Origin of the sequence: Arthrobacter sp. UYEF3, from assembly GCF_040546245.1 — a bacterium.
GTDB lineage: Bacteria > Actinomycetota > Actinomycetes > Actinomycetales > Micrococcaceae > Arthrobacter.
Genome location: NZ_JBEPNK010000001.1, coordinates 134,202 through 147,413 on the forward strand (window position 1 = coordinate 134,202; position 13,212 = coordinate 147,413).

Annotated in this window: 14 protein-coding genes; 12 read left to right on the forward strand and 2 right to left on the reverse strand. The window is 65.0% G+C overall.

The window, feature by feature from the left end; genetic code table 11:
* Nucleotides 1-12 precede the first annotated feature (12 nt).
* From atpE to ABIB14_RS00610, 10 genes are all read left to right on the forward strand, one after another.
* A complete protein-coding gene (gene atpE / locus ABIB14_RS00565) occupies nt 13-231 on the forward strand; it encodes an ATP synthase F0 subunit C (protein ID WP_211882710.1) in 219 nt (72 codons plus the stop codon).
* Nucleotides 232-284: 53 nt separating this feature from the next.
* The gene (locus tag ABIB14_RS00570) at nt 285-836 is read left to right on the forward strand and encodes a F0F1 ATP synthase subunit B (RefSeq protein ID WP_354233321.1); all 552 of its coding nucleotides are present in this window, start codon (nt 285-287) and stop codon (nt 834-836) included.
* On the forward strand, nt 836-1,660 hold the full coding sequence (locus tag ABIB14_RS00575; RefSeq protein WP_354233322.1) for a F0F1 ATP synthase subunit delta: 825 nt from the start codon (nt 836-838) through the stop codon (nt 1,658-1,660). Before ABIB14_RS00570 ends, ABIB14_RS00575 begins: the two co-directional genes overlap by 1 nt.
* An 87-nt stretch (nt 1,661-1,747) precedes the next feature.
* Nucleotides 1,748-3,385, forward strand: a complete 1,638-nt coding sequence (gene atpA / locus ABIB14_RS00580) for a F0F1 ATP synthase subunit alpha (protein ID WP_354233534.1) — start codon at nt 1,748-1,750, stop codon at nt 3,383-3,385.
* Nucleotides 3,386-3,460: 75 nt separating this feature from the next.
* A complete protein-coding gene (locus tag ABIB14_RS00585; RefSeq protein WP_354233323.1) occupies nt 3,461-4,354 on the forward strand; it encodes a F0F1 ATP synthase subunit gamma in 894 nt (297 codons plus the stop codon).
* Between the two features lie 81 nt (nt 4,355-4,435).
* A complete protein-coding gene (gene atpD, locus ABIB14_RS00590) occupies nt 4,436-5,890 on the forward strand; it encodes a F0F1 ATP synthase subunit beta (protein WP_354233324.1) in 1,455 nt (484 codons plus the stop codon).
* A gap of 1 nt (nt 5,891) precedes the next feature.
* Nucleotides 5,892-6,176, forward strand: a complete 285-nt coding sequence (locus tag ABIB14_RS00595; RefSeq protein WP_354233325.1) for a F0F1 ATP synthase subunit epsilon — start codon at nt 5,892-5,894, stop codon at nt 6,174-6,176.
* Between the two features lie 10 nt (nt 6,177-6,186).
* Nucleotides 6,187-6,618 carry a DUF2550 domain-containing protein gene (locus ABIB14_RS00600; RefSeq protein WP_354233326.1) on the forward strand — a complete coding sequence of 144 codons (432 nt, stop codon included), beginning with the start codon at nt 6,187-6,189 and terminating at the stop codon, nt 6,616-6,618.
* A 5-nt stretch (nt 6,619-6,623) separates the two neighbouring features.
* Entirely contained in the window at nt 6,624-7,994 is a 1,371-nt protein-coding gene (locus ABIB14_RS00605; RefSeq protein WP_354233327.1) for an alpha/beta hydrolase, read from the forward strand.
* Entirely contained in the window at nt 7,991-10,480 is a 2,490-nt protein-coding gene (locus tag ABIB14_RS00610; protein ID WP_354233328.1) for a phosphatidylglycerol lysyltransferase domain-containing protein, read from the forward strand. Before ABIB14_RS00605 ends, ABIB14_RS00610 begins: the two co-directional genes overlap by 4 nt.
* 110 nt (nt 10,481-10,590) lie before the next feature.
* On the opposite strand, the gene ABIB14_RS00615 is transcribed toward ABIB14_RS00610, so the two are convergent.
* Both ABIB14_RS00615 and nucS read right to left on the reverse strand, forming a co-directional pair.
* Nucleotides 10,591-10,794 carry a cold-shock protein gene (locus ABIB14_RS00615; protein ID WP_011692441.1) on the reverse strand — a complete coding sequence of 68 codons (204 nt, stop codon included), beginning with the start codon at nt 10,792-10,794 and terminating at the stop codon, nt 10,591-10,593.
* A 331-nt stretch (nt 10,795-11,125) separates the two neighbouring features.
* A complete protein-coding gene (gene nucS, locus ABIB14_RS00620) occupies nt 11,126-11,821 on the reverse strand; it encodes an endonuclease NucS (protein WP_354233329.1) in 696 nt (231 codons plus the stop codon).
* A gap of 124 nt (nt 11,822-11,945) precedes the next feature.
* Between nucS and ABIB14_RS00625 the strand changes: the two genes are divergently transcribed.
* Both ABIB14_RS00625 and ABIB14_RS00630 read left to right on the forward strand, forming a co-directional pair.
* The gene (locus ABIB14_RS00625; protein WP_354233330.1) at nt 11,946-12,326 is read left to right on the forward strand and encodes an Rv1322 family protein; all 381 of its coding nucleotides are present in this window, start codon (nt 11,946-11,948) and stop codon (nt 12,324-12,326) included.
* A gap of 33 nt (nt 12,327-12,359) precedes the next feature.
* A complete protein-coding gene (locus ABIB14_RS00630; protein ID WP_354233332.1) occupies nt 12,360-13,160 on the forward strand; it encodes an alpha/beta hydrolase in 801 nt (266 codons plus the stop codon).
* Nucleotides 13,161-13,212 lie beyond the last annotated feature (52 nt).

Here is a 13,212-nt window from a genome sequence, read left to right on the forward strand (position 1 = left end):
GAAAGGAAAACCATGAACGGCTCCATCAACGGCTCCCTCAACCTCATCGGCTACGGCCTCTCCGCCATCGGCGGTGGTATCGGTGTGGGTCTCGTGTTCGCTGCTTACATCAACGGCGTTGCACGTCAGCCGGAAGCCCAGCGCGTCCTGCAGCCGATCGCATTCCTCGGCCTTGCGCTGACTGAAGCCCTCGCCATCCTCGGCCTGGTCTTCGCATTCGTTCTCAAGTAAAGCTTCAGAACCCAGCGAACATCCAGAACCGAGTAGATAAGGACGGGTGAAATATGAAGCAGCTGATCATCTCAGCCGCCACCGAGGGTGACACCAACCCCCTCGTTCCCAACATCTGGGAAATGTTTGTCGTCCTCGTAGGCTTTGCTGTCCTCCTGTTCATCGTGATGAAGTTCGTCGTCCCGATGTTCGAGAAGACGTTCGCAGAGCGTTCCGAGGCCATTGAAGGCGGCATTGCCAAGGCCGAAAAGGCGCAGGCAGAGGCTTCTGCAGCACTGGAAGAGTACAAGCAGCAGCTCACCGACGCCCGCACCGAAGCCAACCGCATCCGTGAGGAAGCCCGCGGCGAAGGCGCCCAGATCCTGGCGGATCTGAAAGAGAAGGCAGCTGCCGAGTCTGCCCGTATCACTGCCCAGGCACACGCGCAGATCGAATCCGAGCGCCAGGCGGCCGTTGTGTCGCTCCGCGCCGAGGTCGGAACGCTGGCGACCACGCTGGCTGGCCGCATCGTTGGCGAGGCGCTCACGGATGATGCGCGTTCGGCCCGTGTGGTTGACCGCTTCCTGGCAGATCTGGAGAACCAGAACGCAGGTGCAGCCAAGTAATGGCAGGTGTATCGAGCGAATCGCTGACCGCGGCACTCGTCGCGTTGGAGGCCAAGCTTCCCAACGCGTCGCTGCAGTTGGCTACGGAACTCTTCGGAATCCTGGGAACGGTGGACAGCTCGGCTGGCTTGCGCCGTGCACTGACTGACCCGTCCCGCAGTGGTGACGAAAAGTCTGCGCTGGTCAAGCAGCTCTTCAGCGGAAAAGTTTCCGCTGAAGCTGTGGAGATCACGAGCGGGCTGGCCAGCTCACGCTGGGCGTCGGCACGTGACATCGGCGATGCACTCGAGACTCTTGCCGCTTCGGTGGTAATTGCCGTTGCAGAAAACAAGTCGGCAGTCTCTGCCTCGGGCATCACCGGCCTGGAAGAGCTCGAGAACGATTTGTTCTCCTTCAACCGGACCGTCGATTCCAGCCACGAGGTTCAGCGTGCCTTGTCCGAGCCGCAGGCGAGTCACGCTGCCAAGGTGGCCCTCGCCGACAAGCTAGTGCCCAGTGCAAGCTCGGAAGCGAAAGTCCTGATTGGACAGGCAGTTTCGCAGCCCCGCGGCCTCAAGGTCACCAAGCTGGTCACCCGTTTTGCCGAGCTAGCAGCCAAGCGCCAGCAGCGCTGGATCGCTACGGTGAGCGTCACCCGTCCGCTGACGGAGGCCCAGGCCAGTCGTCTGCAGACAGGGCTCAACGCCCTGTACGGCCGCGAGCTCAAGATCAACTTGAATGTTGATCCGGCTCTGATCGGTGGCATCCGGATCCAGATTGGCGACGAAGTGGTTGACGCTTCGGTCTTCGCTCGTCTGGGCCAGCTCCAGCGTCAGCTTGTTTAGTTACCCGGACAAGCACAACTTACCGACAAGAAACCCCGGTCATCGTGAGCAACGATGATCACGAAAACAGGAGAGCAGGGACTGCAGATGGCCGAATTGACCATCAACGCCGACGACGTCCGTAATGCGTTGAACGAGTTCGCGGCGTCCTACGAACCCGGAAACGCGGAGCGCGTAGAGGTTGGCCGTGTAACGACCGCAGGTGACGGCATCGCCCGTGTTGAGGGCCTTCCCTCGGTCATGGCGAACGAGCTGCTTCGCTTCGAAGACGGCACGCTGGGCCTGGCCCAGAACCTCGACGTCCGCGAGATTGGCGTCATTATCCTCGGTGACTTCACCGGCATCGAAGAAGGCCAGGAAGTACACCGCACCGGACAGGTTCTGTCCGTTCCGGTCGGCGACGCCTTCCTCGGCCGCGTGGTTGACCCGCTGGGCCAGCCCATCGACGACCTCGGCGACATCAAGGCCGAAGCGACCCGAGCCCTGGAACTCCAGGCGCCCGGCGTGACCCAGCGAAAGTCGGTCCACGAACCGATGCAGACCGGACTCAAGGCCATCGACGCCATGATCCCGATCGGCCGCGGCCAGCGCCAGCTGATCATCGGTGACCGTCAGACCGGCAAGTCGGCCATCGCCATCGACACGATCATCAACCAGAAGGCCAACTGGGCTTCCGGCGATGTGACCAGGCAGGTGCGCTGCATCTACGTCGCCATCGGCCAGAAGGCGTCTACGATCGCGGCTGTCCGCCAGACGCTCGAGGACAACGGCGCGCTCGAATACACGACCATCGTGGCTTCCCCCGCGTCCGACCCCGCCGGCTTCAAGTACCTGGCACCGTACGCCGGCTCGGCCATCGGCCAGCACTGGATGTACGGCGGCAAGCACGTCCTCATCGTGTTCGATGACCTTTCCAAGCAGGCCGAGGCCTACCGTGCGGTGTCACTGCTGCTGCGCCGCCCGCCGGGACGCGAAGCCTACCCGGGCGACGTCTTCTACTTGCACTCCCGTCTGCTTGAGCGTTGTGCCAAGCTTTCCGACGAGCTGGGCGCAGGCTCGATGACCGGCCTGCCGCTGATCGAGACCAAGGCGAACGACGTGTCCGCCTACATCCCGACCAACGTCATCTCCATCACCGACGGCCAGATCTTCCTGCAGTCGGACCTCTTCAACGCCAACCAGCGTCCCGCAGTCGACGTCGGCGTGTCCGTCTCCCGTGTTGGTGGCGCCGCGCAGGTCAAGTCGATGAAGAAGGTGTCCGGCACCTTGAAGCTGGAACTTGCGCAGTACCGCGACATGCAGGCATTCGCCATGTTCGCATCGGACCTCGATGCCGCATCCCGCCAGCAGCTGACCCGTGGCGCCCGCCTGATGGAACTGCTGAAGCAGGGCCAGTACTCGCCGTTCCCGGTTGAGGATCAGGTTGTCTCCATCTGGGCCGGCACCAACGGCTACCTCGACGACGTACCGGTTGAAGACATCAGGCGCTTCGAGTCCGAGTTCCTGGAGCACCTCAAGCACAAGTCCTCCATCCTGACGACGCTGGCGCAGACCAACGTCATGGACGATGACACGGCCGAGGCGCTGAAGACCGCGATTGTTGACTTCAAGAAGGGCTTCTTCGGCGAGGGCGACAGCTTCCTGGTCGGCGCGGGCCATGAGGAGCACGCCGCGATCGGCGAGGACCAGGTCGATCAGGAAAAAATCGTCAAGCAGAAGCGCTAGTTTCGCTGGCAGGGACTGCCGGACCCCCGCGGGTCCCGGCAGTCCCTGCCACCGGGATCTTAGGAAAGGATAAGTATGGGAGCCCAGATTCGGGTCTACCGCCAGAAGATCAGCTCGACGACGTCGATGCGCAAGATCTTCAAGGCGATGGAACTGATCGCTACCTCGCGCATCGGCAAGGCCCGCGCACGCGTAGCGGCTTCACTGCCTTACGCAAATGCGATCACGCGCGCCGTTTCTGCTGTCGCAAGCCAGAGCGAAGTCGACCATCCGCTGGTTACCGAGCCGGAGCAGATCCGCCGCGCCGCAGTCCTGGTCATCACCTCCGACCGCGGCCTCGCCGGATCCTACTCGGCCACCGTACTCAAGCAGGCGGAAGGCCTCGCCGAACTGCTCGTTGAGGAAGGCAAGGAAGTCAAGACGTATGTCATGGGCCGCAAGGCACAGGCATACTTCGACTTCCGGAACCGGCCCTACGAACGGGTATGGACCGGCAACACCGACGCACCGCTGTTCGAGACGGCACGGGAAGTCGGCGAGGCACTGCTGGCAGACTTCGCCACGGCCTACGAAGAGGGCGGTGTCGATGAGATCCACGTTGTCTACACCCGCTTCAAGTCCATGGTGACGCAGGAGCCGACGGTCATCCGCCTGCTCCCGCTTGAGGTCGTTGAAGAGCAGGCCGCCTCCGAATCGGAGCTTCTGCCGCTTTACGAGTTCGAGCCGGAGACGGAGCAGGTACTCGACGCCCTGCTGCCGCGCTACATCGAGTCACGTATCTTCGCCGCCATGTTGCAGGCAGCCGCTTCGGAGCTCGCAGCACGTCAGCGGGCGATGAAGTCCGCCGGCGATAACGCCACGGACCTCATCAAGAAATTCACGCGTCTGCGCAACACTGCCCGCCAGGCTGAAATTACGCAGGAGCTTTCCGAAATCGTTGCCGGTGCCGACGCCCTGAACGCGTCCTAGCCAGCACCAGTCCGGAACCAGCTTTACCTGCAGCAAAGAATTAACTAACCCCCACGCCATCTACTGAGTGAAGTGAGAGAGATGACTGCCACTGCTACCGAACACGTAGCCGCGACGACCGGTGCTACCGGCCGTATTGCACGTGTTATTGGCCCGGTTGTCGACGTCGAATTCCCGGCTGACGCAATCCCCTCGATTTACCACGCCCTCACCGCTGAGATTACTCTCAACGGTGAAACGAGAACCATCACGTTCGAGGTTGCACTGCACCTCGGCGACAACGTCGTTCGCGCCATTTCCCTGCAGGCCACCGACGGACTCGTCCGCGGCAGCGCCGTGGTTGACACCGGAGCACCCATCTCCGTTCCCGTCGGCGACGTCGTCAAGGGACACATCTTCAACGTGCTGGGTCAGCCCCTGGACGTTGCCGAGTCGGAACTCGAGATCACCGAGCGTTGGCCCATCCACCGCAAGGCTCCGGCCTTCGCGACGCTTGAGGGTTCCACCGAGATGATGGAAACCGGCATCAAGGTCATCGACCTTCTCACCCCGTACATCAAGGGTGGAAAGATCGGCCTGTTCGGCGGCGCCGGCGTCGGCAAGACCGTGCTGATCCAGGAAATGATCACCCGTGTTGCCCGCAACTTCGGCGGCACCTCGGTGTTCGCCGGTGTTGGCGAGCGTACCCGTGAAGGTAACGACCTCTGGGTCGAAATGGAAGAGGCCGGCGTTCTCAAGGACACCGCCCTTGTCTTCGGCCAGATGGATGAGCCGCCGGGAACGCGTCTGCGCGTGGCCCTGTCCGCACTGACCATGGCGGAGTACTTCCGTGATGTGCAGAACCAGGACGTGCTGCTCTTCATCGATAACATCTTCCGCTTCACCCAGGCCGGCTCCGAGGTTTCCACCCTCCTCGGCCGCATGCCTTCGGCCGTGGGCTACCAGCCCAACCTGGCCGACGAGATGGGCCTCCTGCAGGAGCGCATCACGTCCACCAAGGGCCACTCCATCACCTCGATGCAGGCCATCTACGTTCCCGCGGATGACTACACCGATCCGGCCCCGGCCACGACCTTCGCACACCTCGACGCGACCACGGAACTTTCCCGTGAAATCGCTTCCCGTGGTCTGTACCCGGCCGTTGACCCACTGTCCTCGACGTCCCGCATCCTGGATCCGCAGTACATCGGGCACGACCACTACAACACGGCCGTGCGCGTCAAGCAGATCCTGCAGAAGAACAAGGAACTCCAGGACATCATCGCCATCCTCGGGGTCGATGAGCTCTCCGAAGAAGACAAGATCGTCGTGTCGCGTGCACGCCGTATCCAGCAGTTCCTCTCGCAGAACACCTACACCGCAAAGCAGTTCACCGGCGTCGAAGGCTCCACCGTGTCCATCAAGGACACCGTGGAAGGCTTCACCGCGATCTGCGACGGCGACCTCGACCACATCGCAGAGCAGGCGTTCTTCAACGTCGGCGGCCTGGATGACGTTGAGCGCCAGTGGGCCAAGATCCAGGAACAGACCAAGTAACATGGCTGAACTTGAGGTTGAGATTGTCGCAGCGGACCACTTCGTGTGGTCCGGAGCGGCCACCATGGTCAAGGCCCGCACCAGCGATGGTGAAATCGGAATCCTGCCCGGCCACTCGCCCCTGCTGGCGATTCTGGCCGAAGGTGAGCTGGCGATCGAGCCGGTGTCCGGTGACCGTATTGCTGTAGTCGTCGACGGCGGGTTCTTCTCCGTCGACAACAACAGGGTCGTCATTGTTGCTGACAACGCCCAAATGGGTGACGCGGCTACTGCGGGGATCCGCTAGTCCTACCTTGATGAACGTCATCGGTTTCCCGTTCATCGTTCTGGCAACGGTCTTCGCGTTGCTGGTCTTTACACTGTGCCTTGCCGGGGTGCGCCGCTTCAATCTGCGGCGTGCCCTTGGCACGGTGGACGCCTCCATCTGCGTGGCTGGAAACAGCTGGCAGATGGGGGTTTGTCGTTATCAGGACAACGATCTTGAGTGGTTCCGGCTCGCCTCGCTGAGCGTGCGGCCGAAGCACACTTTCCGCCGCAGCTCGCTCGAGCTGATCGGCCGCCGTCAACCCACCGAAACCGAACTGGTCCGGGTGCCGCCCGAGACCGTGATCGTAGAGCTGCGCTATGAGGGCCTGGATGTCCTGCTTGCCATGAGGTTCGACGCCTACACCGGGCTCTCCTCCTGGCTCGAGGCCGGTCCGGTCATCGGCGTCGGCACCTGGCGCTAGCCCCGGTGGACTTCATCGAGGACATCCGGCTGGCCGACGGTCCGGTGCTATGGATCGCGTGGGCGGCGGGCGTGGCCGGTCTGGCATATCTGCTGTGGCGGAGCGGGCGGCGTCATACGATCAGTGCCTCCGCCGTGGTGATCGCCGCTGCGCTCATGCTCGCGGCAGCCCTGGTGGCAGGCACCCACCTGCTGCTGATCTACGTCTTACTGGCCTTCCCCGAGGAGCTCCCGTGGGAGACCCTCGTTTGGAGCGTTCCGGCTGTCGCCGCCCTGCTGCTGTGGTTGCTCCGGCTGCATGGCATTTGGGGACGGCGGCCTTTTCTTGCGAGCATCCCCCGCCCCACGCTACCGGTACTGCACCGGGTCCGATCGACCGCCGCGGCATCCGCGGCACTGTTGGGTGTGGTGGCGTTGTCCGCAGTGCAGGTCAACGCCTACTTCGGGCTGAACCATACGGTGAGCGATCTGACCGGTACCGCCGTCGCACGGATCCCTGTCCTCGAGGACGCGCTTAAGCGCCAGCCGGGGGAGAGCGCTACGGTCAGCCTGTCCGACTGGGCGCCGCCGGCAGGCCTGCCGGCGGACGGGATCATCCGGAAGGCTGCCATCCCCGGAACGGTCTCCGGCTTCCGCAGCCGGGACGCCTACATCTATCTACCGCCGGCCTACCAAAGTTCGCCGCGGCCGGCCCTTCCGGTGCTGGTGCTCTTCTCCGGCCAGCCGGGAAGCCCCGCGGACTGGCTCACGGGGGGCGCCTTGCGGAGCCGGCTGGACCGCTTCGCCTCCGGCCACGGCGGCGTCTCGCCGGTAGTGGTTGTAGTGGACCCCAACGGCACACCGTCCGGCAACACGCTGTGCATGGACAGCCGGATCGCGCAGGCGGATACTTTCCTGGCCCAGGACGTGCCGGCCTGGATCCGTGCCACCGTCGACGTCGACCCGGACCCCCGGCAGTGGGCGGCCGGCGGCTTTTCCTTCGGTGCCACCTGCGCGATGCAAATGGTGACCCGGCATCCCGATATCTACAGTGCGGCGCTAGCATTCTCGAGCGAGAAGGAGCCCGCCATCGCCAAGGAGCGGCACAAGACCATTGACGCATCTTTCGGCGGCGACACCGCCGCTTTCGATCGGCTGACGCCGCTGGGCGTTATGAAGGAACGCCGCTTCGACGGCAAGGCCATCTACTTTGGTGCCGGCGAACGGGACCCGGAGTTTGTTCAGTACATGGCGCTGCTCTCCGGGGCCGCCCGGGCTGCAGGCTTCACGGTCGAAGTCCACCGGATTCCCAACGCCGGCCACTCCTGGGAGACCGCGTCCCGTGGGCTGCCGGGCGGTCTGGACTTTCTAGCGGCACGCTGGGGGATCAAGCCATGACGGGCCTGCGCGGTATCTGGACCCAGTTCCGGCATCTTCCGTTCACGCTGTCCGTGCTCGTAGCCTTTCTGTTCACGGCGGCGGCCACCGGAAGCTTCCTGAACGGTCCGCCCGAGTCGCTGCTCGAGGTGGCCTCCGTCAGCGCCCAGGGACTGCAAGCCGGCCGGTGGTGGACGATGTTCACGTCGCTGTTCTTCGCGACCAACCCGCTGGCCTATCTGGCCGCCTCCTTCATGATCGTGGCACTGCTGGGGGCCGCAGAACGGCAGCTCGGCTCGCTGCGCGCCGCGGTGTTCTTCTTCGCGGGCCAGTTTGGTGCCGTATCGCTGTTCCTGCTCGTCACCCAGCTTGCCCGCTACGCCGGCGACGGCTGGCTGGGCCTGATGGTGGACGCCCCGCTGATTGGGCCCTATGCGGCCATCCTTGCGGCCGTGCTGGCGGCTTGCGGGCTGTTGCCCACGCTGTGGCAGCGGCGCTTGCGGACCGCCGTGGTTTCTGCCGCCTTGTTGCTGGTGCTCTACGTGGGCCATCCGGAAACCGTTGCGGGCCTGGCCGGCGCCCTGATCGGGTTGGTGGCGGGCTGGTGGCTGCAGGGGGACAAGGGAACCCTGCACAGGCACCGCTCCACCGGCCGGGAAACCCGCAACCTGCTGGCCCTGACCGTGGCGATCTTCGCCGTCGGTCCGATCCTCACGGCTACCGTGCGGACTCCCACCGGGCCGCTGGCGCTGCTGCGCGACGTTGTACTGAATCCGCTGCCCACCTTGACACAGCTGGAGCAGAACTGTGGGGGCACCGTTGACGTGAACTGCCTGGAAGCCGGTCGTTCGGGCTTCGCCGGCCCGCTGGGTCTGGTGCTGGCCGTGGTTCCCGTGGTGCTGCTGCTAATTTGTGCCGATGGCATGCGGCACGGACGGCAGCTTGCGCTGCGCATCGCCGTCCTGGTCCAGCTGGCGGTCACCGCTCTGGCCACCGTCTACCTGGCGTTGTTTGCCAGGATCCCGCACTACCCCAACCGGCCGCACACTGCGCTCATGGGGTCCGGCTTTGTCCACGTCCTGCCTCTGGTGGCCGTCCCGCTGGCGCTGGTGCTGCTTCTCGCTGCCAACCGGCATCTGTTCCGGGTGGAAACCACGCGCAAGGCCCGCCGCATCCTGGGCCTTGGAGTCGGGGGGACATTCCTGGGGCTCGCAGGCGGCTACGCCGGGGCATGGTTAGCCGCCGGCGGGCTGGACCGCGACGGCGGCTGGCTGGGCCTCGCCGCGGAACTGGCCCGGCAGTACCTGCCCCTGCCCATTCCCAGCGCCTACAACCGCGTCTTCCAGCACCGCAACGCCGTCGAAGCTTTCCTGTTCGCCTACTCGGGGGTCGTCTTCTGGGTGGTTGCGCTGGCCGGTGTGTGGCTCGTGCTGCTGCGCCGGTCCCACGGCACCGACGCCGGAATCGGGGACCGGGACGTGGTGCGTCGGTTGATCCGGCAGGGCGGCGACAGCCTGTCCTGGATGGCACTCTGGGAGCCGAATAAATACTGGTTCAGTCCGGGGCAACGCGGAGCCGTGGCGTACCAGCAGCACGGGAACGTGGCGTTGACGCTGGCCGGTCCGCTCGGTCCGGCGGAGCAGTGCGAACAGACGGCGGCGCAGTTCCTGGACTATTGCGCCGAACACGCCCTCATCCCCTGCTTCTATTCCTGCACTGACGAGCTGTGGCCCATGCTTCAGGCGCGCGGCTACCGCAGGCTCGCCGTGGCGCAGGAGACCCGGCTCGGCCTCCGCGAGCTCACGTTCAAGGGCAAGGAATGGCAGAACGTGCGTACGGCGCTGAACCGCGCCGCCAAGACCGGGGTGCACCCCGTCTGGAGCCGCTACGCCGATTTGTCCCCTTCACTTCGCGCCCAGCTGAGTGAACTCTCCGAAGAGTGGGCGGCGCGTAAGTCCGTCCCGGAAATGGGGTTCACCCTGGGCGGCCTGGACGAGCTGGCCGACCGCGAGGTGCAGTGCTGCCTCGCCGTGGACGTTGACGGCCGCGTGCAGGGTGTCACCAGCTGGCTGCCGGTGTACAACCGGGGGGTCCTGGTCAGCTGGACGCTGGACTTCATGCGCCGGCGCACCGATGCTTTTCCGGGAGTGATGGAATTCCTGATTGCCTCGGCCGTGCTGGAGTTGCGCAATTCCGTGGAAGCCATTTCGCTTTCGGGCTCGCCGCTGGCCACGGAGGAATTGGGGGAGGAATCCGGGGACGATGCAAAGCCGGCCGAAGGACTGGCCGGAATTCTGGACGTGGTGGCCCGGGCCCTGGAACCGGTGTACGGATTCCGCTCGCTGGCCGCGTTCAAATCGCGGTTCAAACCGGAATACCGCACCTTATTTCTGTACTACCAGGACCCGCTGCAACTGCCGGCGATCGGCCGTGCCCTGAGCCGGGCGTACCTTCCCGACCTTTCGGTGCGCCAGAGCGCCCGGCTACTGCGGACGCTCGTCCGCTAAGACAATTGCCGGCGGCCGGACTAAACCGAAGCAAATAAATGATCCCCGGCAATATAGCCGGGGATCATTTATGGAGCGGGGTGCGCCGGAGGCAGCCCCGCCGGGTGAGCCTAGACCAGCGTGACGCCGGTGGCCTGGGGGCCCTTGGCGCCCTGGCCGATCTCGAACTGAACGCGCTGGTTCTCGTCGAGGGTCTTGAAGCCGCCGGTCTGGATCTCGGAGTAGTGAACGAAGACATCGCCATCGGAGTCATCCGGAGTGATGAAGCCGAAGCCCTTTTCAGCGTTGAACCACTTTACGGTTCCCTGTGCCATTAAATTCTCCTCATCATTGATCTTGAATAAGTCCGACGCACTTTGCGCCGGGCTTGGTCACTCTGCGAGAAGAACCTTGGCTTCCGCCCGGAACAACCGGGCCTTGGCGGCAGGAGCTTCGCGCTCGCAACATGTCTTGCGAGCATGAAAAACACCTACACAAAGACTGATACAAGAATTCCATGGGACTTCCGTTAGGTCAACGGCGCCGGCGGATAATTCCGGAAATTTTATGCAAAGCGTGCGTTAACGACTTTGCGTCAGCGGAATGGGCGGCCGTACCTGCCATTCTCCGCCGCGCATTGCGCGCTAAGGTCGTGGCCCGCTGCCGTTAGAAAAGCCGCGACTCGCTATCGTCAACGCCGCGCATGGCGTCGTAGTCCAGGGTGACGCAGGAAATGCCGCGGTCGATCGCGAGCACCTTCGCCTGCGGCTTGATCTGCTGGGCAGCGAAAATGCCCCGCACGGGGGCCAGCAGCGGGTCGCGGTTGAGGAGTTCGAGGTAACGGGTGAGCTGCTCGACGCCGTCGATGTCGCCACGCCGCTTCAGCTCGATGGCGACTGTGACGCCGTCGGCGTCGCGGGCCAGGATGTCCACCGGGCCGATCGCGGTGAAGTACTCGCGGCGGATCAGCGAGAAGCCGGCGCCGAGGGTTTCGATCTGGTCGGCGAGCAGCCGCTGCAGATCGGCCTCCACGCCGTCCTTGATCAGTCCCGGGTCCCGGCCCAGCTCGTGCGAAGTGTCGTGCAGCTGCTCGTGGATGTTGATGATCAGCCGGTCGTCGGTCTTCGCGGACTGCACGGTCCACTGTTCGACGACCCCGACTTCGACGTCGACCTCGTCAGGGGTAGAGACGCGGAGGCTGGCCGGGGGGCTCATCCAGTTCAGCGGCTTATAGGAACCGCCGTCCGAATGGATCAGCACCGAACCGTCGGCTTTGACGAGCAAGAGCCGGGTGGCGAGCGGAAGATGGGCTTTGAGCCGGCCGACATAATCAACGGAGCAACGGGCTATGACTAAACGCACCCGGTCAACACTACCGCCACCGCCGGCGCTGCACGGTCCCCGGCGGCCCGTCGGCGGGCTGCCGACGCGCTGCTGGTGCGCCGTCGATGGGCAGGGAGCGTCCGGGCTGGGGCAGAATGGAACCATGCCCCGTTCCAACCGTCCCCGCCGAGCCGCGTCGGCAAATGCCGCCGCCGGGAAGGCATCCGCCGGTAAGGGTACCGGACGGGCGGCAGGCGGCAAACACGCCGCAGGACCCGCGGCCGAGCTGGACCTGGAACGCGCCCGCACCGGGATCGCGCGGCGGGAGAGTGCTCCCGACGGCGAATGGATGGTCCGCTCGATCTCTGCCAGCCGGGCCGGGAAAACCTATGTCTGCCCGGGCTGCTTCACCGCCGTCACGCCCGGCACCGCGCACCTGGTGGTCTGGTCAGAGGACCACATCTACGGGGCCGCCGCGGGTTTGGCCGAGCGGCGGCACTGGCACTCCAACTGCTGGACCTCGCGCAGCTACCGGTACCGCTGAACCGTTCCCCGCTGTGTCGCTAAGCTGGAGGGCATGACTTTTGACCCGGCGTCCTACCTGTTCAGCCAGCCTTCCGCGCCCACCGCTATCCGTGCCTCCACGGTGCTTCCGGCGCACCGCGAGAATGTGGAACTCCGGACCGAGGACGGGCACCGGCTGGTCGGCGAGCTGGCCGTCCCGGAGTCCGGCGTGATCAAGGCAACCCTGATCACGCTGCATCCGCTGCCCACGCACGGCGGATTCATGGACTCCCATGTGTTCCGCAAGGCCTCCTACCGGCTGCCCGCCCTTGCCGGCGTCGCGGTGCTCCGGTTCAACACCCGGGGGACCGCCTCCCCGCGCGGCACCAGCCAAGGCTCCTTCGAGGAAGGCATCGGTGAGCGGCTCGACGTCGAGGCGGCGGTCCGTTTCGCCGTCGAGCGCGGTCTCCCCAACCGCTGGCTGGTGGGCTGGTCCTTCGGGACCGAGCTTGCCCTGATGTACGGCGCCACCGAACCCGTTGCCTCCGCGATCGAAGGCGCCATCCTGCTCTCGCCGCCGCTGCACCGGGCCACCGATGTCCATCTCAAGGAATGGGCCGCCGCGGGCAAACCGCTGAAGGTGCTGGTCCCCGAACACGACGACTACCTGCAGCCGGACGCCGCCGCGGAACGCTTCAGCCTGGTGCCGCACGCCGAGCTTGTGGGGGTCGACGGCGCCAAGCACCTGTGGGTGGGGGAGAAGTACGCAGGCCGGGTCCTCAACGAGATTGTCGCCGAGGTCACGCCGCGCGGAGGCGGCGCGCCGGCCTTGCCGGAAACGTGGGACGGCCCGGTCGCCAGCGCGCACTCGTGACGCGCACGCGTCACGCGCCCGCCTGACCAGGGCGGCGGGCCCGTACAAAGCG

What these genes read in the sequence shown, in the direction of transcription:
- atpE (WP_211882710.1), top strand. Translation starts at nt 13, where the DNA reads ATGAACGGCTCCATCAACGGCTCCCTCAACCTCATCGGCTACGGCCTC.
- ABIB14_RS00570 (WP_354233321.1), top strand. Translation starts at nt 285, where the DNA reads ATGAAGCAGCTGATCATCTCAGCCGCCACCGAGGGTGACACCAACCCC.
- ABIB14_RS00575 (WP_354233322.1), top strand. Translation starts at nt 836, where the DNA reads ATGGCAGGTGTATCGAGCGAATCGCTGACCGCGGCACTCGTCGCGTTG.
- atpA (WP_354233534.1), top strand. Translation starts at nt 1,748, where the DNA reads ATGGCCGAATTGACCATCAACGCCGACGACGTCCGTAATGCGTTGAAC.
- ABIB14_RS00585 (WP_354233323.1), top strand. Translation starts at nt 3,461, where the DNA reads ATGGGAGCCCAGATTCGGGTCTACCGCCAGAAGATCAGCTCGACGACG.
- atpD (WP_354233324.1), top strand. Translation starts at nt 4,436, where the DNA reads ATGACTGCCACTGCTACCGAACACGTAGCCGCGACGACCGGTGCTACC.
- ABIB14_RS00595 (WP_354233325.1), top strand. Translation starts at nt 5,892, where the DNA reads ATGGCTGAACTTGAGGTTGAGATTGTCGCAGCGGACCACTTCGTGTGG.
- ABIB14_RS00600 (WP_354233326.1), top strand. Translation starts at nt 6,187, where the DNA reads ATGAACGTCATCGGTTTCCCGTTCATCGTTCTGGCAACGGTCTTCGCG.
- ABIB14_RS00610 (WP_354233328.1), top strand. Translation starts at nt 7,991, where the DNA reads ATGACGGGCCTGCGCGGTATCTGGACCCAGTTCCGGCATCTTCCGTTC.
- ABIB14_RS00615 (WP_011692441.1), bottom strand. Translation starts at nt 10,794, where the DNA reads ATGGCACAGGGAACCGTAAAGTGGTTCAACGCTGAAAAGGGCTTCGGC.
- ABIB14_RS00625 (WP_354233330.1), top strand. Translation starts at nt 11,946, where the DNA reads ATGCCCCGTTCCAACCGTCCCCGCCGAGCCGCGTCGGCAAATGCCGCC.
- ABIB14_RS00630 (WP_354233332.1), top strand. Translation starts at nt 12,360, where the DNA reads ATGACTTTTGACCCGGCGTCCTACCTGTTCAGCCAGCCTTCCGCGCCC.